General features: G+C 68.9%; 23 protein-coding genes. 12 read left to right on the top strand and 11 right to left on the bottom strand.

The window, feature by feature from the left end; translation table 11 throughout:
* The first annotated feature begins 145 nt into the window (after positions 1-145).
* From ACFOW8_RS12595 to ACFOW8_RS12585, 3 genes are all read left to right on the top strand, one after another.
* On the top strand, positions 146-790 hold the full coding sequence (locus tag ACFOW8_RS12595) for a hypothetical protein (RefSeq protein ID WP_378550377.1): 645 nt from the start codon (positions 146-148) through the stop codon (positions 788-790).
* A gap of 119 nt (positions 791-909) precedes the next feature.
* On the top strand, positions 910-2,136 hold the full coding sequence (locus ACFOW8_RS12590; protein WP_378550374.1) for a cytochrome P450: 1,227 nt from the start codon (positions 910-912) through the stop codon (positions 2,134-2,136).
* The gene (locus ACFOW8_RS12585; RefSeq protein ID WP_378550371.1) at positions 2,133-2,336 is read left to right on the top strand and encodes a ferredoxin; all 204 of its coding nucleotides are present in this window, start codon (positions 2,133-2,135) and stop codon (positions 2,334-2,336) included. Before ACFOW8_RS12590 ends, ACFOW8_RS12585 begins: the two co-directional genes overlap by 4 nt.
* Before the next feature lie 7 nt (positions 2,337-2,343).
* On the opposite strand, the gene ACFOW8_RS12580 is transcribed toward ACFOW8_RS12585, so the two are convergent.
* The 7 genes from ACFOW8_RS12580 to ACFOW8_RS12550 form a co-directional block, all read right to left on the bottom strand.
* A complete protein-coding gene (locus ACFOW8_RS12580) occupies positions 2,344-3,105 on the bottom strand; it encodes an ESX secretion-associated protein EspG (protein WP_378550368.1) in 762 nt (253 codons plus the stop codon).
* An 11-nt stretch (positions 3,106-3,116) separates the two neighbouring features.
* A complete protein-coding gene (locus ACFOW8_RS12575; protein WP_378550366.1) occupies positions 3,117-4,301 on the bottom strand; it encodes a WXG100 family type VII secretion target in 1,185 nt (394 codons plus the stop codon).
* A 10-nt stretch (positions 4,302-4,311) separates the two neighbouring features.
* Positions 4,312-4,755, bottom strand: coding sequence for a hypothetical protein (locus tag ACFOW8_RS12570; protein ID WP_378550364.1), 444 nt, complete (start codon positions 4,753-4,755; stop codon positions 4,312-4,314).
* 58 nt (positions 4,756-4,813) lie between these two features.
* Positions 4,814-5,350 (bottom strand): DUF3558 domain-containing protein, encoded by a 537-nt coding sequence (locus ACFOW8_RS12565; protein ID WP_378550754.1) that lies wholly within the window; start codon positions 5,348-5,350, stop codon positions 4,814-4,816.
* Positions 5,351-6,337: 987 nt separating this feature from the next.
* Entirely contained in the window at positions 6,338-6,994 is a 657-nt protein-coding gene (locus ACFOW8_RS12560) for a DUF4143 domain-containing protein (protein WP_378550361.1), read from the bottom strand.
* On the bottom strand, positions 6,958-7,635 hold the full coding sequence (locus ACFOW8_RS12555; RefSeq protein WP_378550358.1) for an AAA family ATPase: 678 nt from the start codon (positions 7,633-7,635) through the stop codon (positions 6,958-6,960). Before ACFOW8_RS12555 ends, ACFOW8_RS12560 begins: the two co-directional genes overlap by 37 nt.
* Positions 7,636-7,826: 191 nt before the next feature.
* A complete protein-coding gene (locus ACFOW8_RS12550) occupies positions 7,827-9,290 on the bottom strand; it encodes an MDR family MFS transporter (RefSeq protein WP_378550355.1) in 1,464 nt (487 codons plus the stop codon).
* Between the two features lie 327 nt (positions 9,291-9,617).
* Between ACFOW8_RS12550 and ACFOW8_RS12545 the strand changes: the two genes are divergently transcribed.
* The 7 genes from ACFOW8_RS12545 (at position 9,618) to ACFOW8_RS12515 (ending at position 18,100) form a co-directional block, all read left to right on the top strand.
* Positions 9,618-10,547, top strand: coding sequence for an alpha/beta hydrolase (locus ACFOW8_RS12545; RefSeq protein ID WP_378550352.1), 930 nt, complete (start codon positions 9,618-9,620; stop codon positions 10,545-10,547).
* A 129-nt stretch (positions 10,548-10,676) separates the two neighbouring features.
* Positions 10,677-11,120, top strand: a complete 444-nt coding sequence (locus ACFOW8_RS12540) for a GyrI-like domain-containing protein (protein ID WP_378550349.1) — start codon at positions 10,677-10,679, stop codon at positions 11,118-11,120.
* On the top strand, positions 11,117-11,557 hold the full coding sequence (locus ACFOW8_RS12535) for an AraC family transcriptional regulator (protein ID WP_378550346.1): 441 nt from the start codon (positions 11,117-11,119) through the stop codon (positions 11,555-11,557). The genes ACFOW8_RS12540 and ACFOW8_RS12535 overlap by 4 nt, the downstream gene beginning before the upstream one ends.
* 308 nt (positions 11,558-11,865) lie before the next feature.
* A complete protein-coding gene (locus ACFOW8_RS12530; protein ID WP_378550343.1) occupies positions 11,866-14,010 on the top strand; it encodes an Rv1355c family protein in 2,145 nt (714 codons plus the stop codon).
* A 68-nt stretch (positions 14,011-14,078) separates the two neighbouring features.
* Positions 14,079-15,896: a putative bifunctional diguanylate cyclase/phosphodiesterase gene (locus ACFOW8_RS12525; RefSeq protein WP_378550752.1), complete on the top strand. Its 1,818-nt coding sequence runs from the start codon at positions 14,079-14,081 to the stop codon at positions 15,894-15,896.
* Positions 15,893-16,894 (top strand): GAF domain-containing protein, encoded by a 1,002-nt coding sequence (locus ACFOW8_RS12520; RefSeq protein ID WP_378550340.1) that lies wholly within the window; start codon positions 15,893-15,895, stop codon positions 16,892-16,894. The genes ACFOW8_RS12525 and ACFOW8_RS12520 overlap by 4 nt, the downstream gene beginning before the upstream one ends.
* Positions 16,895-16,972: 78 nt before the next feature.
* Positions 16,973-18,100, top strand: coding sequence for a glycosyltransferase (locus ACFOW8_RS12515; protein ID WP_378550337.1), 1,128 nt, complete (start codon positions 16,973-16,975; stop codon positions 18,098-18,100).
* 103 nt (positions 18,101-18,203) lie between these two features.
* Here the strand turns inward: ACFOW8_RS12515 and rsmI are convergent, their stop codons facing one another.
* Both rsmI and ACFOW8_RS12505 read right to left on the bottom strand, forming a co-directional pair.
* Positions 18,204-19,031: a 16S rRNA (cytidine(1402)-2'-O)-methyltransferase gene (gene rsmI, locus ACFOW8_RS12510; RefSeq protein WP_378550334.1), complete on the bottom strand. Its 828-nt coding sequence runs from the start codon at positions 19,029-19,031 to the stop codon at positions 18,204-18,206.
* An 85-nt stretch (positions 19,032-19,116) separates the two neighbouring features.
* The gene (locus ACFOW8_RS12505; RefSeq protein WP_378550331.1) at positions 19,117-20,055 is read right to left on the bottom strand and encodes an alpha/beta hydrolase family protein; all 939 of its coding nucleotides are present in this window, start codon (positions 20,053-20,055) and stop codon (positions 19,117-19,119) included.
* 114 nt (positions 20,056-20,169) lie between these two features.
* Between ACFOW8_RS12505 and ACFOW8_RS12500 the strand changes: the two genes are divergently transcribed.
* A complete protein-coding gene (locus ACFOW8_RS12500; RefSeq protein ID WP_378550328.1) occupies positions 20,170-20,745 on the top strand; it encodes a TetR/AcrR family transcriptional regulator in 576 nt (191 codons plus the stop codon).
* A gap of 51 nt (positions 20,746-20,796) precedes the next feature.
* Positions 20,797-22,392 carry a dolichyl-phosphate-mannose--protein mannosyltransferase gene (locus tag ACFOW8_RS12495; RefSeq protein WP_378550325.1) on the top strand — a complete coding sequence of 532 codons (1,596 nt, stop codon included), beginning with the start codon at positions 20,797-20,799 and terminating at the stop codon, positions 22,390-22,392.
* Here ACFOW8_RS12495 and ACFOW8_RS12490 read toward each other — a convergent pair.
* Positions 22,389-22,745 carry a GntR family transcriptional regulator gene (locus ACFOW8_RS12490; protein WP_378550322.1) on the bottom strand — a complete coding sequence of 119 codons (357 nt, stop codon included), beginning with the start codon at positions 22,743-22,745 and terminating at the stop codon, positions 22,389-22,391. The two genes, ACFOW8_RS12495 and ACFOW8_RS12490, sit on opposite strands and share 4 nt — an antisense overlap.
* Positions 22,746-23,987 carry an arginine deiminase gene (gene arcA, locus ACFOW8_RS12485; RefSeq protein ID WP_378550319.1) on the bottom strand — a complete coding sequence of 414 codons (1,242 nt, stop codon included), beginning with the start codon at positions 23,985-23,987 and terminating at the stop codon, positions 22,746-22,748.
* Positions 23,988-24,043: the final 56 nt, after the last annotated feature.

Raw genomic sequence — 24,043 nt, 5'->3', positions numbered from 1 at the left:
CGGCCCGCGCACCCTGGTGGACACCTGTCCGAGTCGACCGGGCGCGGTGTCAGCGGGGGCGTCAGCCGCGTGTCAGGTCGGCATCAGTGGGGCTCGCGACAGTAGTGCCATCAACCGAACAGAACCACCCGCCGAGGAGCACAAGATGTACACCTTCCCGACCGCAGCCCCGATCACCGTCACCGTCGACGTGCTCGCCGCCCGCGTCACCGTCATCGCGTCCGACCGCGCCGACGCCGTCGTTCAGATCGCGCCGACCGACCCCGGTAAGAAGGCCGACGTGCGGGCCGCCGGGCAGACCTTGGTCGCGTTCGCCGACGGCGAGTTGACCGTGACGACGCCGAAGAGCTGGCGCACCAGCACCCCGTTCGGCGGCAACCCGTCGATCGAGGTCACCGTGCACGTCCCGACTGGCTCGCACCTCACCGGCACCGCCGGGGTTGGGCAGCTGCTCGGCACGGGTGACCTCGGCTCGTGCGAGCTGGAGATCTCGCTCGGAGACATCGTGCTCGAGCGCCCGCGGGGTTCGGTGGTCGCCAAGACCGCCAAGGGCGATATCCGCATCGGCGAGGCCGTTCGCGGTGACCTGCGGCTGGAGAGCAGCGCGGGCGCGCTGGAGGTGGGAATCCGGCCCGGCAGCTCGGTGCGGCTCGAGACCGCCACCGCGCTCGGCACCGTGCGCAACCTGATGGACGCGGTCGTGCCGTCGCCCGATGCCGACGACCAAGTGCGGGTCTACGCGCGAACCGCCCTCGGCGACATCACTATTCGGCACACCGTCGCGGCGTGAGTGCCCGCCGCGTGGCTGACCACGGGCCGCGTCGACCTGACGCGGCCCGTGTCAGCGCCGTATCAGGGCGGTGTCAGCCGCGCCGTCCACCGTTGCCGGTATCCCGCGAAAGGAAAGCAATGAATACCGAATACTCTGTGCCCCAAGGTCTTCCGCAGCAGCGTGATGCGGGCCCCTTCGATCCGCCCACCGCGATCACCCGCCTGCGCGAGGCCCGCCCGGTGAGCCCGCTGGTGTTTCCCGACGGGCACGCAGGCTGGCTGGTCACCGGCTACGAGGCGGTGCGCAGGCTGATGGCCGACACCCGGTTCAGCTCGCGCCAGGATCTCGGCATCGTCCACGTGCCCTACGAGACACCCGGCATGCCGGTCCAGACCGAACCCTCCCCGCAGACCCCCGGCCTGTTCATCGCCATGGATCCGCCCGACCACACCCGGTTGCGGCGCAAGCTCACCGGCGCGTTCACGGTCAAGCGGATGAAGCAGCTCGAGGAGCACATCGTCGAGATCACCGAACGGCAGCTCGACGAGATGGCCGCACTCACCCCGCCGGTCGACCTGGTGACCGCCTTCGCGCTGCCGGTGCCCTCGCTGGTGATCTGCGAATTGCTCGGCGTCCCCTACGAGGACCGCGCCACCTTCCAGGTGAACACGGCGAAATTCCTTGTGCGCGAACAGGACCTGGCCGAGAAGATGGCTGCCTACGGCGCGATGACGGCCTATCTGGCCGACCTGGTCATCCGCAAACGCGCCGAACCCGGCGAGGACATCCTCTCCGACGTGGCCCGCGACGCTGATCTCAGCATCGAGGAACTGGTCGGCATCGCCTTCCTGCTGCTGCTCGCCGGCCACGAGACCACCGCGAACATGCTGGCCCTCGGGACCTTCGCGCTGCTGGAACATCCCGAACAGCTGGCCGCGCTGCGCGCCGACCCGGACCTGGTGCCCGACGCCGTCGAGGAACTGATGCGCTACCTATCGGTGGCCGACATCTTCTACCGCTACGCCACCGAGGACATCGAGCTGTGCGGCGAGACCATCGGCGAGGGTTCGACCGTGGTGATCTCGCTGCTCGCCGCCAACCGCGATCCCCTGCGCTTCCACGACCCCGATCGACTCGACGTATACCGCACCGCCCGCGGACATACCTCCTTCGGCCACGGTGTGCACCAGTGCCTCGGCCAGCAGCTGGCCCGCATCGAGATGCGCGCCGGATTCGCCGCCCTGATCCGCCGCTTCCCGAACCTCGAACTCGCCGTTCCCGCAAGCGAAGTGCCGCTGCGCAGCGATATGAACATCTACGGCGTCCACGCACTGCCGGTGACCTGGACGGACGCCGACCGATGAACGGCAGGCGCATCACCGCCGACCGCGACCGCTGCATCGGCGCGGGCATGTGCGCCCTGCTCGCGGGCTCGATCTTCGATCAGGACGACGGTGACGGCCGGGTGCTGGTGCTCGATCCGGTGCCGCGGGGTGAGCTCGGTGCGGTGCTGGAGGCGGTGGCGGTGTGCCCGTCCGGGGCGTTGTCGCTCGACGAGGGGTGAGGGGAGGTCACCAGGTGGCGGGTTCGGACTCGCGGAGGCGGCGGTCGGCGCGGTCGATCCAGGTGGTGAAGCCGGCGGTGAGGTCGGGGATGGCGGCGGGGCGGACGGTGAGGCGGTCGGGGGTGCGGATCTGGAGGTAGCGGCCGTCGTCGGTGACGTCGATCCACTGGGTGGTGAACCAGGGGGCGGGGCGGTCGAGGATGTGGCCGGTGAACAGGCGGGCGTAGCCGCTGCCGTCGATGGGGCGGCGGGTGAGGGCCTCGTACTGTTCACGCGGGGTGCGCCGGGCGTAGGAGGTGGGCGACGGTGCGGACTGCAGGTCGGCGGTGGGGAAGGCCAGGGTCGAGTGCGAGCCGGGACGGCAGTTCGGGACGCGTGCCGAAAGGCGTTGCGCGAGTTGGTCGGCGGGGAAGAGGCGGGCGTGGATCGGGCCGTCGACCTCGTCGACGGTGGCCTGTGCGAGGACGACGCCGTGCTGCTGGTTCGCGGCGCCGACGATCCGGTACTCGCGCAGGTCACCCTGGTCGGTCGCGGTGGAGCCGCCCCTGATCTCGATGCGGAACCGGCCGAAGGTCAGGGTGTGCAGAGCCAGCCGAATCAGCTCCATCTCCTCGGCGTCGAACGAGGCGAGCACGCGAGCGCGATTGGCCTCGTACTCCTCCACGGTGCGGTACTTGCTGAGCAGGTGCAGCGGCCGCGGGAAGCGGTCGATACCGTCGCTGTACCACAGCGCCGCGAAATCATCCGGCTCCCAAACCCATTCGGCCACGGGTGTGCTCCTCAGTGCTGCGGGGGTGCCGGGGTGGTCGCCGACGGCGCGTCACCACCGATCACCCCGCCCGCGATGGTGCGTGGCTGCTCACCGAGCAGCTCCTCGGTGTTCTCGGCGTTGACAAGGTAGTCCGGGAGCTTGTGCTCGTCGTCGCCCTCGCCCTTGCCGCGCGCTCCCGGCGCGCCCATCATGCCGGGCATGCCCATGCGGCCCGTGCCGCCGCGTGCGGCACCTGCCGCGGCCGCGTTCGACCCGGGGGTGCCGGAGCCAGGGGAGCCGGCGACGGTGCCGCCCGGTGTGGGAGCCGACGGACTGCCCGAGCCGGGTGCGCCCGAGCTGCCACCGCCGCCGGGCGAACCCGTGGTGCCACCGGGGGTGAGGGTCGACGGGGTCGTCGGGCTCGTTCCGGCCGGGTTGGTCGAGGTGTCGGTGGGGGTGGTGCTGCTCGCGGTGGTGTCGTCGTCGCCTGCGGTGTCGTCCTCGTCGGTCGACTCCGACTCGTCGTCGGTGGTGGTGTCCTCGGTCGTGGATTCCTGCTCGTCGGTGGGGGTTTCGGTGGTGGCGGGATCGGTGGTGGCGGGATCGTCACCGTCGTCGGTGCCGCCACCGGTGCTGTCGTCGGTGTTGCCGCCGCCTGAGCCGTCGTCGTCGATCGTGGGGTGCAGCGGGTTGGTCGGACTGATGGGAGTCGGCAGCTTGGGGACGCCGCCGTCGGCGGTGCCGAACGGGGTCACGTAGTGGTTGCCCATCACCTCCCGTGCCTTTTCCTCCGCGTCGTCACGCTCGTCGTCTTTGAGCCCGAACCAGGTAGTCGGCGAGCCCCAGCTGAACGGCTCGACCACCTCTGGCAGATTCTCCTTCGTCGTGGTGATCGCCTGCGCCGTCTCGCCCACCCGCGTGGCCAGCGCCTCCAGCTCCGGGGTCAGCTCGGCCGCACGCTGGGTGTAGTTGGTGATCGCCGTCCGCGTCGTCTCGGCCGCGACGCCATCCCATGCGGCCGCGCTCGCCCGATTCATCCGCGCGGCGAAATCGGTGACACCCTGTCGCCACTTCTGCGCGATCTGCGAATACTGCCCGGCTGCCGCGACCGCATTGTCGGTGGGCTGCAACGGATTGAACGCATTGTTGATCTGCTCGTGGCTGAACTCTTTCGGCGATTCTTTCGCCGTGATCTGTGGATCCTCGAAAACCATTGCCGCGTCCTCAGACTCGATCTTCCGGGGCGTCGCCGCCGCCCGGTGTGCCTGGTTGTGGGGTCTCGGCCATCATCTCGTTGTACCTGGTGGCGAATTCGGCGTCGGTCGCCTGGAGTTTCTGGGCGATCGTGCGGTGGAGGACCTGGAGGTCTTCGACGATCTGGTAGTGCTGTTCGAGGACGGCGTGGACGCTGTTGTCCGAACCGCTACCCTTTTCGCGGAAGCGGCGGACCAGGGTTTGGGCGGAAGTCAGTTCGGGGACGGCTTCGCCCAGGCCCCAGACTTCGCGCTCGGAGATCGCTGTGGCTGTTCGCTGCAGCTCGCGAATCAGGTCGATGAAGGTCTGGCATTCGCGCTCGATGTAGACGAACTCTTCCGCGTCCAACCGGACACCGCCGCCGAAGCTCACCGACAGACGCCCCTCCTGTGCCTCCGTCAGCAGATCCTGCAACGGTCGGTCATCGGTCATCGCTCGCTTCCTCCCCTGGTCGATCTCGTGTATCTGCTCGTCAGGCGTCGTCGGGAACGAGCGGGACGACTTTCTCCGCGAGCCCTCGCGCCAGGACGCAGGTATCTTGCCCGCCGGTGAGCCTGTTCGAGTCCGGATTGTCCAGCGAGAACTCGATACTTCCCCCCTGCATCGCAACAGTGAGCGTGCAGACAGATCGTGGATTCTTGTGGTCGGCACGGTTGGCGGCGACGGCCGCCCGGCCATCGATGAGGTAGTCGTCTCGGATCGTCAGCTTCGTATTGGCACGAACCTGTTCGACAGTCAGGTTGGTTGTGGTGATACCCGCCGCGTAGCCATTGGAGACCACCCAGCTGCACCCCCGCCACTTGATCCCACCCGCCCCGTCGAAGTCGGCGTTGTTGTTCGAACTGGCCTTGTGCAGCCCCTCCGAATCCAGCACCGACTTCGGAATATCCGTGCACGGATCGAACCCAGCGGGAACCTCCGCAGCCATCCCCTGCCCACTCGTCGTCGACTCACCCCCTGCCGTCTCCCCGCCCCCGGAGCCCCCGCACCCGGCCACCGACAAGGCCATCCCCACAGCCAATACAGCCCGCTTCATCGCGCCCCTCCGAACGTCAGCCGGGCCATCCCGCCCCTCTCGGCCCACACGCTACCGACCTGCCCCACCACCAGCAACACCGATCAGTTCCGTACAGCCCTGCACCTGCGGAGATCCTATGCCCACCGGCCACGCATGACGCCAAGGTTCCCGGCTGGTCTGCATCGAATCCTATCCTTCGCCGCAGACGACACCCAGCCTCACCGCCGTGATAGTCCCTTCGTGAAGGTTCTGCACGCTGGCGGAGTCGATATCCCATTTCGCTATATCCGCTGAGGCTGGGTCGAGCGGGCTAGCAGTCATGTGGCAGCCATCTTTGTATTTTCCCCTGATGCCCCAGTTGTAGGGCTCTGGGCCAACAAGAGTGAATCGCCCACCCATGGACAAGCCGGGACCGGAAATCCTCTTAACCCAATCGTCAACTGCGGGAACCAAATATACGGCTTCGTAGGCGCATCCGCCGTTGTTTCCACAGATCGATCCAGAATACACACGCTCGTGTCCAGTTACGGTCATTTCTTCGGAATGTCTCCGAGCGACGGCGTTTGGGGTATTGCTGGCGTAGTGGTAAATCGCGATGACAAGAGCTGTAGCAATGAGCAGTAGGAAGGCTGCCCAGCGAATGAGGCTACGCCTGCGAACTACTTGCATGTATACGCACCATCAATCATGTCCGAAGCGACGCGAGCAGTTGCACGACCGAAGTGTCCAGCGAGGTTGCACCGGACCGCAGATTGGTAGCTACCTGGTAGGCGACACGACCGATCGCCCGAACTTCCTCTGGTATCACCGTTACGTCGCTACCCACGATTCCCCCTCGGAACAGCTGTACAACCCGAGTAGAACCGTACCGATCCATCGCTGCGCCGACCAGCGTGGATCTCGAGGTCGGCGAGCGGCTGCTCCGGAGTTGGGCGCCCATGGCGTTGCACGCATGCGCCGATCTCGTTCGGCGCCGGGTCAGGTCAGGGGAAGAGCCGTCCACAGCGCATCGAGCGGCACGATGTATGCGCCTTCGTCGTGCCTGAACATCCGTGGTCCGGTGCAGAACACCACTGCCGCTGACAGTCTCGGGCCGAGGCGGGTTCGCAGGCTCCGGATACCTCGTAGATCCTCGCCGTGTACTCGGCTACCCGCCTTGAACTCGAACGCGATGACGAGCCCGTCATCGGTTTCGAGGACTAGATCGACTTCGTCGCCGGTCGCGGTTCGGAAGTGGCCGAAGGAGACCGGACCGTCCCACCAGCTGACCTGCTCGAGAATTTCGCCGACGGCGAAGGTCTCGGTCAGCTGGCCATACGCGGTGAGCGTCGAGGGATCACCCGCGGCGATCTTTGCGGGGGTCAGCCCCATCCGCCATGCCGCAAGACCTGAGTCGACCAGGTGCAGTTTGGGTTGGCGGGCGATTCTGGAACCCAGTGTGGTTCCCCACGCTGGTAGACGGGAGACGAGGTAGACAGCCTCGAGTAGCCGGAGGTAGTTCTCGGCCGTCGACTTCTCCAGGCCGATTGTCTGCGCGGCGCCGGCGATATTGAGGATCTGGCCGGTACGGCTGGCCAACTGATCGAAGAGCCGGGGCATCATCTCACGTTGACGGATTCGGCTGAGTTCGAGCACATCTCGATCGAGGACGAGCTGGAGATAGTTGGCATACCAGCGGGCGCCTGATCGGCCGGCCGGGCGGCGCAACGCCAACGGCATTCCCCCGAAGTGATCCGGCGGGCGTAGTCGTCATGACCAGCGCGGCTGGTGATGACGAAATCCGACAGGGACTCACCATTCAGCAGCCGGTGCACGAGTGTTTCCCGCGTCCCATCGACCTCGCCCTGGGACAGGGGGAGCACGTCGACGATATCGACCCGCCCGGTCAGAGATCGGCCTGCTTGCGGCAGGGTCGAGTAGCGTGTCGAGCCCGCCAGGACGAATCGGCCAGGGCTGAGATCGCGATTCAGTTCGGACTTGATCGCATCGAGGAGTTCCGGCACGTGCTGATACTCATCGATGAGGATGGGGCCGGGGCCGGTTACGAATCGACCAGGGTCGTTGCGGACTGCGGCGCGGACGGCGGGATCGTCGCAATCGAGGACGTGCCGCCCCGTCACCTCGGCAATATGGCTCAGGAGGGTGCTCTTACCGACGCGGTACGTGAACCGTTCAGAACGACCACCGGCTCCTCCGCGACGCGACTTGCTATCACAGGGCAAAGGCGCCGCTTCGCCAGCCCGGTAAGAATCGCGTCCATGCTGCGCGTATGTCATTTTTCTTCCGCGTTTGCATGGACTATTTTCCGCGATTGCGCGACATATTCTCCGCGTTCGCGTTCGCGTTCGCGTTCGCGTTCGCGTTCGCGTACTCGTACCCACGGACCTGAGCGAGTCGATTGCCTCCGCGCGCACGTAAGAACCCCCTGGCCACGGGTGTGACCAGGGGGTTCGCGTGCTCGAACTCGTCAGCTCTTGGCGAGCTCCGGCGCCTTCGGTTCGTCGACCTCCGGCGCACCGTGCGGATTCGCGGCCCGGTTGGGCAGCAGCACCGCCATGACGATCACCACCAGGGCCAGGACGGCCGAGACGGCGAAGGCCAGGCGCATGCCGTCGAGGGCGGCGGTGGTGGGATCGGTGCCCGCGTCGATCAGCGAGGTGCTGCGGGCGGACATGATCGTCACCACGAGGGCGGTGCCGAAGGCGGCGGCCACCTGCTGCAGGGTGCCGAGCATCGAGCTGCCATGCGAGTACAGGTGCATGGGCAGTGCGCCGAGGCCGAGGGTGAACACCGGGGTGAACGTCGCGGCCAGGGCGACCATCAGCAGGCTGTGCAGGGCGAGCAGCTGCCAGTACGGCGTGGTCAGCGAAATCTGGGTGAAGCCGGCCAGTGCCACCGTGATGGCGATCGAGCCGGGAATCACCAGCGCGCGGCCGCCGAACTTGTCGAACAGCCTGCCGACGGTCGGGCCGAGCAGGCCCATCGCCAGACCACCCGGCATCACCAGCAGGCCGGTCTCCAGCGGGCTGAGGTGCCGCAGGTTCTGCAGGTACAGCGGGAGCAGGATCATCGAACCCAGCATCGCCAGGAACGCGACCGACATGAGCACCAGCGCCTTGGTGTAGGTGCCCGACAGCAGCACCCGCAGGTCGAGCAGCGGGGTTCCGGTGCGCTGCAGCTGGAGCTGACGCAGCACGAACGCGCCGATCAGCAGCAGCCCGCCCGCGACGATCAGCGACGGAACGGCGTAGCCGCCACCGTGGAACTTGCTCAGGCCGTAGACGAGTCCGCCGAAACCGAGCGCGGCCAGCGCCACGCTGAGCACGTCGATCGCGCCCGCTTCCGGTTCACCGACGTTCTCCAGCTGCCGTAGCCCCAGCCAGGTGACAATGCCCGCGATCGGCAACATGATCACGAACAGCCAGCGCCACGAGGCGACCTGCAGGATGAGCCCGGAGATCACCGGACCCATCGCCGGGGCCACCGAGATGGCCAGGGTGACATTGCCCATCACCCGGCCGCGGTCCTGCTCGGCGACCACCGTCATCAGGGTGGTCATCAGCAGCGGCATCATCACCGCGGTGCCACCGGCCTGGATGATCCGGCCGAGCAGCAGGACGACGAAGTTCGGCGCGAGTGCCGAGAGCAGTGTGCCCGCGATGAACACGCCCATCGCGACCGCGTAGGCCTGCCTGGTGGAGACGCGCTGCAGGAACCAGCCGGTGGTGGGGATGATCGCCGCCATGGTGAGCATGAACGCGGTGGACACCCACTGCGCGGTCACCTCGGTGACGTTCAGATCGGCCATCAACCGCGGGATGGCGTTGATCATGATCGTCTCGTTGAGGATCACCACGAAGGTGGCGAGCACGAGTACCCGGATGACGGTCGGTGTCCCACCCTTCACGGGTGGGGAGAGATCGGCTGACATGGGTACCTCCGGGAGCGGGTGGGGTCGGGTGGGCGCGCGGTCGCCCGATGCCTGGTCGCGGACGCGCGCGGCCTCGGCACCTCATGAGCAGTGACGGTGTCGATCGGTCCAACTCATCGGGCGCGAGACAGTATTCCGGTCGGCACCGACAAGAATCATCCGGTTTTCGGCGGTCGTACTCGGAACGCATGACGGGAACGCACAGGTGGAGCCCGTGTTCTGCGAGCTGGACGGTTGGCTGGTGACCCTGGTCACGCTGATCGCCGAGCCGGCCTCGGTGGGGCGTGGCATGGTGTGTTCGCCCATGTCACGGGGTATACCGGGGTGATGGGTGCATCGAGGCTGTGGCTTGCTGTGGTGGGTGTCCTCGTCGCCGTGTCGGGCGGGACCGACGCGAACGCCGATCCGGGAGCCAGGGTCGCGGGGGAGATTCCGCTCGGCGGGCGAGCGGTGCAGCTCGATGTGTATTCGCCCGCGATGGGCCGGGTGATCCAGAACAAGGTGATCAAGGCCGTCGGCGCGGGTGCGCCGACCATCTATCTACTCACCGGCGCCGGTGGTGGAGCCGATGGGATCTCCTGGTGGGACAACACCGATGTGCGTGGCTTCTTCGCCGACAAGTATGTGAACGTGGTGATGCCGGTTGGCGGTGCGTTCACCCTCTACACCGACTGGATGTCGGAGGACCCGAGCCTCGGGCGGCCGCGCTGGGAGACCTATCTGTCCCAGGAACTGCCCCGCGTCATCGACGGGGTGCTCGGTGCGAGTGGCCGCAACGCGATCGTCGGAGTGTCCATGAGCGCGGCCTCCGCGGTTGACCTGACCATTCGCGGTGGTAAGCGGTTCGCGGCCGTCGCCGCACTGAGCGGTTGCCCGTGGTCGACCGACCCGGCCGGGATCGGCTTGGCGAGCGCGCAGGCGGTACGCGGTGGCGGAAATCCCGGCAACATGTGGGGCGCGCCCGGCGGGCCGGGATGGCAGGCGCACGACGCGTTCGCCAACGCGGGCAGGCTCGCGGGCAAGACGATCTTCCTCGCCGCCGCCACCGGGCTCCCCGGACCCGCCGATCACGGTCTGCCGATGCCACCGGTGGAAGCCATCGCGGGCGCCTGCACGGCCGCCTTCGCCGGCCGGCTCGCGCAACTCGGCATCCCAGCCGTCCACGTCCACCGGCCGACCGGGGCCCACACCTGGGGTCAGTTCGAAACGGATCTGCGCGAGGCCTGGCCGCACCTGGCCGCCGCCATCGGCGCCTGACATCGCTGCCGAAGACCGGCGGCGTGGTGATGGACGTTTGACCAGCTCAGATATGGTTAGGTAGGACTCAGTACCACTCGGAGTTGCTACCATGGCGACCACCGAGCCGACCCTTCGAGAGAGTCATCAATGCAGTTCGAAATCGTCGAGCGGGACGAGACATGGGTGGCCGGTCTACCGGTCCGCAGTCCCAAGCGCGCGCTCGGTGAGCTGCGCGACCGGGATCTCGAGGCCGCGTGGTCGGCGGTCCTGCACCAGGATCTCGCCGGCCCGCTGGCCAGTGCCTACACCGACTTCTCCGGCGATCTGGGCACCTACAACACCCAGATCGTCGGCTATCGGTGCGATTCGCTCGCCCAGGTCACCCGCGGGCACCTCGCGGCCCGCCTGCCGCGTGGCACCTACGCCCGGTTCTCCTCGATCGGTAACTTCCCGCAGGTGATGACGGATCTGTGGACCCAGATCGCCTACGCCGAGGAGCACAACCAGATCAAACGCACGCACACCGGCGATTTCGAGTGCTACCCGCACGCCTACAAGATCGATCTGTATCTGGCGGTCGAGCCGCGATGAGTTACACGATCGTCGTGCGCCCCGGCGCACTGTACGGCGGGCTGGCCGTGCCGCGCGTGCATCCGAGCTTCAAGGTGAGCAACAGCGATCTCATCGACTTCCTCAAGGATCGCCTGCGCGACCGCCCCGGCGGCGCGGAACCGCTGCGCACGGTCTATGTCCCGGATTCGGCGGGCAACTGGAACGCCCTGGTGGCGCGGGAGTTCGCGGCGCCGGAGGAGGTGCCGGTCGGCGACCTCATGGTGTACGTCCCCAAGGGTGCCTACGCCCGGTTCGTCCCCAATGGCGACTATCACGATCCGGCGGAGGACGTCTGGGCCCAGGTCGACGACGCGACGGCGTCGGCGGAGATCTCGCGTGCCTACCGCGAGGAGGTCGAGGTCTGGCACGGGCCCGACACCGTCGAGCTGTTCGTGTCGATCACCGTCGATAGCTGAGTGTTAGCTAAATTCAAACCGTCCGGTCTGAACTTACCAGCTCAGCCTAACCTTACCGGTTCTGACCTGCTAATACTCCACACCTATGTGAAGGTTATCGGAAAATTAGCCACTCCTGTGGTGCAATGAACGCCGATGGCGGATACTGCACCTGTCGGCATCGGTAGGACGCGGACCGCGCGTGGGCGCGTAGCACGGAGTAGGAACACGATGGCTGTCGAAGCAGCGCGCGGCAGTGCTCGGTTGCGGTGGGTTCACCGCGCCGGCGGATGCGACGCGGTCACGCGATTCCCTGGTCGGGCTCAGCAATGATCGAACCGGATGCACCCGACAACACGTACCGTCCCATCGTGCTCGATCCGGCCGATCGAGCCGATGCGGAAACGTTGCGGCGACTCACCGAGACCGCCGGTATCCGCACCGTCGACCTGCGCGCGGGCTTGCGCGCCGAGCTGGCCTCCCTCGCCGCGCCGCCGCCGGGCCTCGACCCGGACGCGGAACGGTGGGTCTACTACCCGTGGCGGCACAGCCTCGTCGCGATCCTCGGCCCCGCCGCCTTCCGTGCGATCCGGCTGGACCGCAACCGCAACAAGCTGACCCGCGACGAACAGCGCAGGCTGGCCGAGCTGACGATCGGTGTCGTCGGGCAGAGCGTCGGGCACTCGGTCGCCTTCACCCTCGCGCTCGAGGCCTCCTGCGGCAGGCTGCGGCTGGCCGACTTCGACTCGATCGAGTTGTCGAACCTGAACCGGGTCCCCGGTGGCCTGTTCGACGTAGGTGTGAACAAGTCGGTGGTGACCGCCCGCCGGATCGCCGAACTCGACCCCTACCTGCCCGTGGAGATCTGGACCGCGGGCGTACGCGCCGACACCGCCGACGAATTCCTCGACGGCCTCTCCCTCGTTGTGGAGGAATGCGATTCGCTCGACATCAAGTTCGCGGTGCGCGAGGCCGCGCGCAGGCGGCAGCTCCCGCTGCTGATGGACACCAGCGACCGCGGGCTCTTCGACGTCGAGCGCTATGACCTCGAACCGGGGCGGGTGCCGTTCCACGGTCTGCTCGGCGAGACCACCGGCGCCCAGCTCGCCGGCCTGGAGACCAGGGCCAAGGCCCCGCACGTGCTGCGCATTCTCGACCCGGGCCAGCTGTCGGCGCGGATGGCCGCGAGCCTGGCCGAGATCGGCGAAACCGTCACCACCTGGCCGCAATTGGGCGGCGAGGTGCAACTCGGCGCCGCGATCGTGACCGCCGCGGTGCGCCGGATCGGGCTCGGCGGCAAACTGTCCTCCGGCCGGACCAGGGTGGACCTGGAAGCGGCGCTGGACTCACTGGCCGAACCGGGGCACGTCGACGACGACATCGCCGACATCGCCGACCCGGTCGAGCAACCGCCCGCCGACCCGCTGTCGGCGATCCTGGCCTGCGCCCAGCGCGCGCCCTCCGGCGGCAATGCGCAGCCGTGGCGGTTGCGCGGCACCGCGCGGTCGATCGAGATCGCGCTCGATCCGAGCGGCACGACCGCGATGGACGTGCGGTTGCGTGGCAGCGCCGTCGCGGTCGGCGCGGCGCTGCACAACGCGCGAGTCGCGGCGGCGGCGCACGGCCTGCTCGGGACCCCGGAACTGATCGTCGACGACCCGGCGGCGCCGCTGCTGGCCCTGCTCCCGCTGGCCACAGGCACCGACCCGGATCTGGCCGCCGAGTACCCGCTGGCCCTGAATCGCCAGACCAACCGCAGGCTCGGCACCGCGGCGCCGCTGCCAGGCACCGTCCTGCCCGCCCTGCGCTCCGCCGCGGCCGCCGAGGACGCCACCGTGCACGCGCTCACCGGCATCGACGCGCTGGCGGCGGCGGCCGAGCTGCTCGGTGCGAGCGACCGGGTGCGTTATCTCACCCCGCAGCTGCACACACAGCTCTACGCCGAGTTGCGCTGGCCCGGCGAGGATCTGCGCACCGGAATCGACGTGCGAACCCTCGACCCGGCCCCCGACGAGCTGGCAAAGCTGCAGGTCGGTCGCCGCACCGATGTCATGGCTCGATTGCGCGAGTGGTCGGCCGGGTCCGCGCTCGGCGAATTCACCGTCGACCGGGTCAGATCCAGCTCGGCGCTGATCGCGATCGGCTTCCGCGCGCGGGCCGGTGACGGCCCTGATCTGGCCGATTACGCGCGGGCGGGGGCCGCGGTGGAACGGGTGTGGTTGCGGGCCCAACTGCTGGGTCTCGCGGTGCAGCCGGTGTCGCCGGTGTTCCTCTACGCCGACGGATGCGCGGATTTGCGGAGCGTTTCTCCCGAGTTCACAGATACACTTGCCGGGATTCAGAGGCATTTCCACAACCTGCTGGGGATACCCGATGATGAGAACGTGGCATTGGTTCTTCGTCTGAGCTACGCCGCCGCTGCGAGTACGCGCAGCAGGCGGTTGCCGGTGCCCGGCAGTAGAAACGACGGATAGCGCGGATCGGAGACAATGTGCCTCGGCGAACGCTCGACTCACTGGTGACGCAGGTCGCCTCCGAGTTGATGGGTGTCGACGCCACCACCATGGTGGCGGCGAGCGAGCGGGTGCTCGCCGAGCTGGTCGATCATTTCGACGTCGATTTCAGCTACCTGCGCCACACCGACCGCGACAAACGGGCCACCGTCCTGGTCGCCGAATGGCCGCATCGTGCCGATGTCCCCGACCCCGACCCGCTGCACACCGTCGAGTTCGAACACGCCGACTCGGTCTTCGCCGCCCTCGAATTCGCCACCGAACCGCTGATCGTGCGCCCCAGCGGGGACAGCGCCGACTATCAGGAGACCATCCGCAAGTCCTCGGGCATCCCCGAGGTCGCCATGGCCTGCGTGCCGTTGGTCTCGCGCGGAGTGTCCACCGGTGTCCTCGGGTTCGTGAAGATGGGTGACCGCGACTGGACCAATCGCGAACTCAATGTCCTCAAGGCCATCGCGGCCCTGTTCGCCCAGCTACAGGCACGGGTGGTGGCCGAAGAACGGCTGCGATACATCGCCTTACACGACGACCTCACCGGCCTGGCCAACCGCCGCGCTCTGCTCGAGTACATGGACGAACGGCTGCGCCCCGGCCGGCCGGGCCCGGTGGCCACGTTCTTCCTCGACCTCGACCGGCTCAAAGCGCTCAACGACTTCCTCGGCCACAGCGCGGGCGACGACTTCATCCGCACCCTGGCGCGCAGGCTGGAGGAGAGCCTGCAACCCGGTGACATGATCGCCCGCCTCGGTGGCGACGAATTCGTCATCGTGCCGGTGGCGACGATGGACGCGGTCGTCGCCGAGCTGGAGGCCACCCGGATTCAGCAGGTCATCAGCCAGCGGGTCGCGGTGGGGCAGGAGTCGGTGAGCCGAGGGGCCAGTGTCGGTGTCGCGCTCGGCATTCCGGGGGAGACCTCGGTCTCGGACGTGCTGCGCCGCGCCGACCACGCCCTGCTGTCGGCGAAGTCCGGCGGTGGCAACGGGGTCGCGGTGTTCACCGACGCCATGCGCGCGCAGTTCGAACTCCAGGACGACGTGGAGCTGAATCTGCGCAGCGCGGTGTCGGACGGATCGCTGATCCTGCACTACCAACCCGAGGTCGACCTGCGCACCGGCCGGATCGTGGCACTGGAAGCGCTGGTGCGCTGGCAGCACCCGACGCGCGGGCTGTTGCCGCCCGGCGCGTTCGTCTCGGTGGCCGAGGCCACCAATCTCGCGGGCGAGCTCGGCCGCTGGGTGATCCGCTCGGCCTGCTCCCAGTTCGCCGACTGGCGACGGCGTGGGCTCGCGGCCAATGTGGTGATGCGGATCAACGTGTCCCCGGTGCAGCTGGTCAGTGCCGACTTCGTCGAACGCATCGACGACATCCTGCGCCTGTTCGGTATCGACGGCAGCTCGATCTGCCTCGAGATCACCGAGCACGTCGTCGTGCAGGACCTGGTTCGCACCAGGCTCACGCTGCGCGGGCTCAAGCGGATGGGCGTGCAGATCGCGATCGACGACTTCGGCACCGGCTACAGCTCGCTGTCGCATCTGAAGGCGCTCCCGGTCGACGCGGTGAAGATCGACCGTGGTTTCGTGCAGCGTCTCGGCAGCAGCAACGACGACCTGGCGATCGTGAAATCGATCATCGGGCTCGCCGGTTCCTTCGGGCTCGGCGTCGTCGGTGAGGGGGTCGAGACGCCGATGGCGGCCAGGACCCTGGTCGGGCTCGGGTGCTACCGCGCGCAGGGCTTCCTGATCGCCAGGCCGATGCCCGCCGAGGAAGTCGAAGCCCAGCTGCGGCAGGGGCGGATCCCGCTCGACCTCGATCTCCCGCGCGCGGGTCGCGGCGTGGCACCGAGTTGACCACGCCGGACTCGACCGGCGACTGGCTGCTGCTGGAAACCCTGGTCGAGGAGCTGGCGCCGACCGTGGTCGCCGAGGGCGCGCGGCCACGGCAGTGGAGCGGGGCGAGCTGGCTGAACCGCAGGTTCGGGAAGACCCGCGCGCAGCTGGCGACCGCGGCGGTGCACCGGTGCCGGGCCGAGCGGGCCTCGGTGCGCGAGGAGGCAGACGGATGGCGTGTCCTCGCCGAGCCGGTGCGCTGCGCGTTCGACGGGGTCCACGGCGTGCAGGTGTGGACCGGCACGGTCGACACGCCGGTACCGCCGCGGCGTCGCGTCGGCGCGTGGGACTGGGCCGCCGACACCGAGCTCGCGCACCACGGGCCCGGCCTGGAGGAGCTGATCTTCGCCCGCGACCCGGCCGACGTGCGCGTGATCCGTACGCCGCCGGACGCGTTCGGCCGCATGGTGGGGTTCGACGGCCGGGTGGAGTACTTCGCGATGGCCACCTCGCTCGAACCGGGTGGGCGCTGGCAGGGCGTGGTCGACATGCTCGGCGACGACGAGGTGCTGCGCGGTTTCCAGATGGTGGCACGGGCGGCGCCGCTGGTGCGCCGGGTGAGCGGGCTGATGCACGCCCTGCCCGAACACGGCTGGGAGAAGCCGATGTCGGATCCCGAACTGGCGATGCTGCGCGCGGTGTCGCAGCGCGTCGGCGTCGGGGTCGGTGTCATCGAATTGTCCGGCGGCCTCGTCTACGAATGGGTCGCCGAACCGCCGCCGCCGCTCGCGCCATGGGCGGTGGAACGGCCCGTTGTCGATCCCAGCGATCTGGCCGCGTTGCTCGCCGCATGCGCCGAGGTCGCCGCGGTGCCGGCGGCCGCGCGCAGGCTCACGCTGCGAGTCCGGTTCGCCGGTGGCGACTGGATCAGCGTGACCGCCGAACTGGTCTCGCTCGGCTCCGCCGCCGCAGGCCACGGGCTGCTCCGGGTCTGGACCGACGAACCGGCGTCTGGTTAGCCGCATCTTTCTCCGCTGTTCACCGGCCGTTGTCCCGGCCGGTTCCGGAGTGCACCCCCGTCGCTGAACCATCAGGGTGTGCGCATCGTGCAGCTCGCCAACTTCTACGGCCCGCGATCGGGTGGATTGCGCACCGCGTTGCATCATCTCGGGGAGGGGTATGTCGCCGCGGGTCACGAAGTGGTGCTGATCGTGCCGGGGCCGCGGCGCAGCGAGGAAGTCCTGCCCACCGGGGCCCTGCGGATCACCCTGCCCGCGGTGGCGATCCCGTTCACCGGCGGCTACCGGGCCGCTGATCCGCGGCGGGTGGCCGATGTGCTCGGCGGGTTGCGGCCCGATGTGCTCGAGGTCTCCGACCGGCTCACGCTGCGCGGGTTCGGGCGCTGGGCCGGGCGGCGTGGCGTGGCAGGCGTGATGATCTCGCACGAGCGGCTCGACCGGCTGCTCGGGCAGTTCCTGCCCGGTCCGACGGCGCGGCGCTTCGCCGACGTGGCCAACCGGCGCACCGCCGACGACTACGACATGGTGGTGTGCACCACCGAATTCGCCCGTGAGGAGTTCCACCGGATCGGCGCGCCCAATGTGGAGCTGGTTCCGCTCGGTGTCGACCTGGATCTGTTCAGCCCGCGCAGGCGGGACCGGCGATTGCGTGCCGATCTCGGGGTCGCCGGGCATCCACTGCTGGTGCACTGTGGGCGGTTGTCGGTGGAGAAGCGGGTGGATCGCAGCATCGAGGCGGTGGGCGCGCTGCACCGTGCCGGGGTGCCCGCGCGCCTGGTCGTCGCCGGGGACGGGCCGCGCCGCGAATCGCTGGAACGCCGGGCCCGCACCCTGCCCGCGCTGCCGGGCGGCGCCCCCGCTGTCCACTTCACCGGTTTCATCAGCGATCGGGCGATGGTGGCGAAACTCCTCGCCACCGCGGATGTCTCGTTGGCTCCCGGCCCGCACGAGACCTTCGGTCTCGCCGCGCTGGAGGCACTCGCGGCGGGCACCCCCGTTGTCGCCAGCCGCTCGTCGGCGCTGGCCGATATCGTCACCGCCGACTGCGGCGCCATCGCCGCCGACCGCCCCCGCGCCTTCGCCCAGGCCGTCACCGATGTGCTCGCCATGCCGACCTCCGGCCGCCGCGAGGCCGCCCGCACCCGTGCCGAACAGTTCACCTGGCCCCGCGCTGTCGCGGGCATGCTCGCGGTGCTGGATCGGTGACACGGCCAAGACCGGGCTCAGCGTTCACAATTGCGCCGATCTGTCGAAAACGAGACGATCCGAGCGATTTGTGAACGCGCAGCGTGGTCTACCCGAACCTGGGCTATCCGGCCGAACGCGCGGACAGCACCGCGTCGTAGAGCTCCCGGCGAGACGCGCCGCGGGCCGCGGACACCTCGGCGCAGGCGTCCTTGAGCCGCATGCCGGAGTCGACCAGGGTTTCCACCTCGGTGACCAGATCCGCCGGGTCGGCCGAGGCCGGTTCGGCACCGGCCAGGACCACGGTGATCTCGCCGCGGGCGCCGTCGACGGCCCAGGCGGCCAGCTCGGCGAGGGTGCCGCGGACGACTTCCTCGTAGGTTTTGGTGAGTTCGCGGCAGACCGCCGCGCGGCGGTCGGGACCGAGGACGGTGACAGCATCGGCCAGACAGTCGGCGAGCCGGTGCGGCGCCTCGAAGAACACGCAGGCGCGCTGTTCGGCGGCCAGGGTGCGCAACCATTCCCGGCGCTGTCCGCCCTTGCGCGGGGCGAAGCCGTCGAAGCAGAACCGTTCGACCGGCAGACCGGACAGGGCGAGCGCGGTGGTGACCGCCGACGGCCCGGGCAGGCAGGTCACCGGCAGTTCGCGCGCCACCGCGGCCGCGACCAGGCGGTAGCCGGGGTCGCTCACCGACGGCATGCCCGCGTCGGTCACCAGCAGCACGGTCAGCCCGGCGGCGATATCGTCGAGCAGGGCCGGGATCCGCGCGATCTCGACATGGTCGTAGAAGCTCACCACCCGCCCGGTGATCTCCACCCCGAGTGCCTTGGCCAGTGACCTGGTCCGCCGGGTGTCCTCGGCGGCGATCACATCGGCCGAGCCGAGCGCATCGCGCAGCCGCTGCGACGCGTCGCCGATATCGCCCATCGGGGTTGCCGCTAGGACCAACACGGTGGGATTCCGCCTCTCCGGGAGTTCGGCCGTACCGATGCGTGCGGCGCGGTGCCAGCTGGTGGCGCCGGCCCATTCTGTCAGGTCAGCTCGACACCGATTCCGGCACCGTCTCCTTGTTCCGCAGTGCTCCCGCCGCATCGGGGTCAGCTGCCAGCGCGGCACTCGCGGCCTGCCACGCCGTGTCGTCGACGCCGAGTGCGCTCTGCAGATAGGCACAGGTCAGCTGCTGGATCAGCGCGACCCGCGCCGGGCTGGCATCGGTGGTCTCGGCAACCTCGTACCCGACGATGCCGCCGAGGGAATGCTCGCCGCCGAACACCGTGAGCAGCGACTTCTCGCCCGGACTGTGGGTGTAGGCGTCGGTGAACCAGTCCGGGCCGCGAGTGGACAGGTGCGAGTCGTCGCTATCGCCTGCGACGACGAGGGCGGGCGTGGTCATCCGCGCGAACGAGGGCCGCATGAACGGGAAGTGCTCGGCGGCGAACGGGCTGAGCTGGTCGCCGAGCCCGGTCACCGCGAGCAGGACCCCGGCGCGCACGCGCGGATCGGACAGGTCGTCGCCGGGTCCGCCGTCGGCATCGAGCACCCGAGCGCCGAGCAGGGTGCTCGCCGACTGCGCGCCCCAGGAGTGCCCGGCCACCGCGATGCGGCTGTGGTCGACCCGGCCGCGCAAGCCGGGGACCGCGGCCGCCAGCTGGTCGAGCCCGTCCAGCGCGCGCCGCAGGTCTTCGATGCGAATGCGCCAGATCTGCGGGGTGCGTGGGTCTTCGGGCGGAACGCCGATGGCCCTGGAATCCAGGTGCGTCGGCTGCACGACCACGAACCCGTTGGCGGCCCAGTAGTCGGCCAGCGGCGCGTAGCCGTCCATCGACCAGCCGTAGCCGTGCGAGAACACGACGACCGGCAGTGCGTCACCGGACGCGGGTGCGCTGACCCGTACCGCGAGGCCGGTGCCGCGGCCCGGCGCGGGCAGGACGACGGGCTTGGCCGAGATCACCGTGTGTGCTGAGGAGTCGGACATGGGAGTGCCTTTCGTTCGGCGCGACCGCGTCTGCGATGATGAATAAAACGGAACGGCGCTCCGATAACGATACGGAGCGCTGCTCCGCTTTGCAACCCTGGGAAAGGAACACCCGTGGCCACCGACAACGACGCGGCGCCGAAACGCAAGGACGCCCGGCGCAATCAGCAGGCCCTGCTCGACGCGGCCGCCGTGGTATTCGTCCGCTCCGGTGTCGACGCGCCGGTCCGCGATATCGCCGCCGAGGCCGGTGTCGGAATGGGCACCATCTACCGCCACTTCCCGACCAGAGCCGACCTGGTGATCGCGGTGTTCCGGCACCAGGTCGACGCCTGTGCCGAGGCGGGCCCGGCACTGCTGGCACAAGGCCCGACCCCGTATGCCGCGCTCGGTCGCTGGGTCGAGCTCTTCGTCGACTTCCTGGTCACCAAACACGGCCTCGCCGCCGCCCTGCACAACGACGCCGCCGGATTCGACACCCTGCACGCCTACTTCCTCGACCGGTTGCTCCCGGTCTGCGCGCAACTGCTCGACGCGGCGGCGGCCGCGGGCGAGATCCGGTCCGGCCTCGACCCATACCAACTGCTGCGCGGCGTCGGAAACCTCTGTATCGGTGCCGACTCCGATACCCGCTACGACGCGCGCCTGCTGGTCGCCCTGCTCATCGCCGGGCTGGCCGAGCCGGGCTGACCCGACGGTGTCGACTCGGACTTCACCGGGCGCACCGCATACGATCGGGGCGTGATCCCGGTGACCGAAACTCGCGCGACGCGCCAGGTGTCGGCAGTGGTCTCCCCGGGGCCGCTGCGTCCTACCCCGGACTTCGGTCCGCTCGACACCGCGCGGGGCTGGGCCGTCACCGGTGTGCTCACGCTGATCGCGGCGATCACCCGGTTCACGAACCTGAACTATCCCACCGACGCGCGCACGCCGGTCTTCGACGAAAAGCACTACGCGCCACAGGCCTGGCAGATGGTGACCGGTGGCGGGGTGGAGGACAACCCCGCCTACGGCTTGGTGGTGCATCCGCCGGTCGGCAAGCAGTTCATCGCGATCAGCGAGGCATTGTTCGGCTACAACGCCTGGGGCTGGCGTGGCACCGCGGCACTGGCGGGCACGATCCTGGTGCTGCTGGTGATCAGGATCGTGCGGCGGATGTCGCGGTCGACGCTGATCGGCGCGTTCGCGGGCATCCTGCTCATCGCCGACGGGCTCACCTTCGTCTCCTCCCGGATCGGCATGCTCGACATCTTCATGTCGCTGCTGGTGACCGCGGCGTTCGGCTGTCTCATCGTCGACCGCGACGAAGTGCGCGAACGCATGGCCCGCGCCGATCTTTCAGGCCGGGTGGGGCTCACCGACTTCGGGCCGCGGCTGGGCGTGCGCTGGTGGCGCTTCGGCGCGGGTGTACTGCTCGGTTTGGCGTGCGGCACCAAGTGGTCGGGCGTCTACTACATCATGTTCTTCGGGCTGCTCTGTGTGGCGTTCGACGTGAGTGCCCGGCGCGCCTACGGGGTGCGCAAGCCGTGGCTGGGCACCCTGGTCCGGGACGTCGGACCGGCACTGTACGCGCTGGTCGCCATTCCGCTGGTGGTGTACCTCGCGTCGTACTCGGGCTGGTTCGCCAGCGAGACCGGGGTGTACCGGTACGCGGTGGGCGATCAGGTCGGCGCCGGCGGCGCGTTCGCCTTCCTGCCCGACGCGCTGCGCTCGCTCTGGTACTACCAGGGCGAAACGCTGCAGTTCCACTCGAGTCTCACCAATTCGGCAGGCAATCACCATCCGTGGGAATCGAAGCCGTGGACCTGGCCGATGGGTCTGCGTCCGATGCTGTACTACTACGCCGACGGCACGGTCACCGGGTGCGGCGAGTCGCAGTGCGTGAAAGCCATGATGGCCGTCGGCACCCCGGCCCTGTGGTGGCTCGCGCTGCCCGCGCTCGGCTGGATGGTGTGGCGTTCGGTCGTGCGCAGGGACTGGCGCTATGCCGCCGTCCTGGTCGGCTACGGCGCGGGTCTGCTGCCCTGGTTCCTCACCCTCGACCGGCAGATGTACTACTTCTACGCGGTAGTGCTCGCGCCGTTCCTGGTGATGGGCGTCGCGCTGATCCTCGGCGACATCCTCGGTTCGGCGCGGCCGACGGGGATACCGCGCGGCCCCAACGGCACCTATCTTCCCGCCCCCGTGCACGAACGGTACGCGCTCGGCTTGCTGATCGTGAGCATTTATCTGGGGCTGGTGATCGCGAACTTCGTCTGGCTGTGGCCGATTCTCACCGCCCAGCCGATCAGTCCCGCCAACTGGCAGGACCACCTCTGGCTACCGAGCTGGCGTTAGTCGATGGCGCGGCGGACGAAGTCGACGGCCGCGGTGTCGTCGAGGCCGAGTCTGCGGATGATCGCCACGTAGTCGGCGGCAGCGCGGCCCGCGATATCGCGGGTCGGGTCGCCGGAGGAGGCGATGAAAGAGCCCTGGCGGCCACGGGTTTCGAGGACCCCGTCCGCTTCCAGTTCCCGATAGGCGCGGGCGACGGTATTGGGCGCGATGCCGAGTTCGGCGGCCAGTGCCCGGACGGTGGGGATCTTGGTGCCCGCGGTGAGCGTGCCTGCGCGGACCTGCGCGATCACCGCCATCCGCAGCTGCTCGTAGGGCGGCTGAGTGGTATCGGTGGACAGCTCTACGTGGAACACTCACACCTCGTCTCGGGCCAGCGGACAGGACATACAGCGCGGACCGCCACGGCCGGACCCCAGTTCCGAACCCTGGATGGTGAGCACCTCCACCCCGGCGTCGGTGAGCCGGGAATTGGTCATCTCGTTGCGCTCGTAGGCCACGACCACGCCGGGGGCGAGGGCGAGGGTGTTGTTGCCGTCGTCCCACTGTTCGCGTTCGGCGGCGGGCCCGTCGCGGCCGGTGTCGATCACCCGCAGTTGCGGAATTCCCATCGCCGCGGCGGCCGCGGGCAGGAACGGTTCGGGGCCGCTGATGCTGATGCGGTCCAGGTCGCTGCGCCCGGAGAAGCCGTCCTCGCGGCGAATGGTGAACGCCCGCAGGCTGTCCCGCACGCCTGGATACATCACGACCGCGTCGGTGTCGACCATGGTGCACACGGTGTCCAGGTGCATGGTGGCCCGGTTCTGCGCGATCGGCACCACCAGTACGGTGTGCGCGAGATCGTCGTCGAAGAGGCTGCGCGCCAGCGCTTCCGCGCCTGCGGGGGTGGTGCGCTCGCCGACACCGACCGCGACCACACCACGGGCGAGCAGCAGTACGTCACCACCCTCGATGGGCGCGGTATGCGACTCGTAGGCCCGGCGCACGCCGAGAAAGCGCGGATGGAAGGCGTAGACGAGATCGGTGATCGAGGTCTCGCGGCTGCGCGCGGGCAGGGCGAGGGAGGTGATGGCGACCTTGGGCCCGACCCAGAACGAGGAATCGCGGGTGAACAGCAGATTGGGCAGCGGGTCGATCACGAAGTCGGCGCCGTGATGCATCCGCCGCACCAGCGAGGTGGTGTCGGGGCCGAAGGGCAGTTCGTCGAAGGTCATGCCTGCCATCAGGATGTCGGCGAGCTGCGGTGCGTCCACCTTGCGCAGTTCGGCGGCGAGCTGGTCGGCGAGGCCGTGGCCGAGCCTGCGGGCGTCCACGGCCGCGGAGATGCCCTGGATCCTGGCCGCGCCGCTCACCGCGAGGGTCTCGCTGAGCAGGTCGGCCAGCAGCAAAACCTCCACGCCGCGTTCGCGCAGCAGCGCGGCGAAGGCGTCGTGTTCGGCTTGGGCGCGCTCCACCCACGGGATGCCGTCGAAGAGGAGTTGATCGTTGTTGCTCGGGGTGAGTCTGCGCAGTTCGTCACCGGGGCGGTGCAGCAGCACCGTCCGCAGCGTGCCGACCTCGGAGGTGACGGCCAGACGCGAGTCGGGGGCGGTTCCCATGCGAAAACCGTAATGCGGGGAGCGGGTGTTTGGCACGCAAGTCCGCGTGGACCCGC

The sequence above is a fragment of the Nocardia rhizosphaerae genome (genome assembly GCF_042650365.1).
GTDB classification, from domain to species: Bacteria; Actinomycetota; Actinomycetes; order Mycobacteriales; family Mycobacteriaceae; genus Nocardia; species Nocardia rhizosphaerae.
The sequence above is the reverse complement of the archived record's forward strand: the minus strand, read 5'-3'. Positions and strand labels throughout refer to the sequence as shown.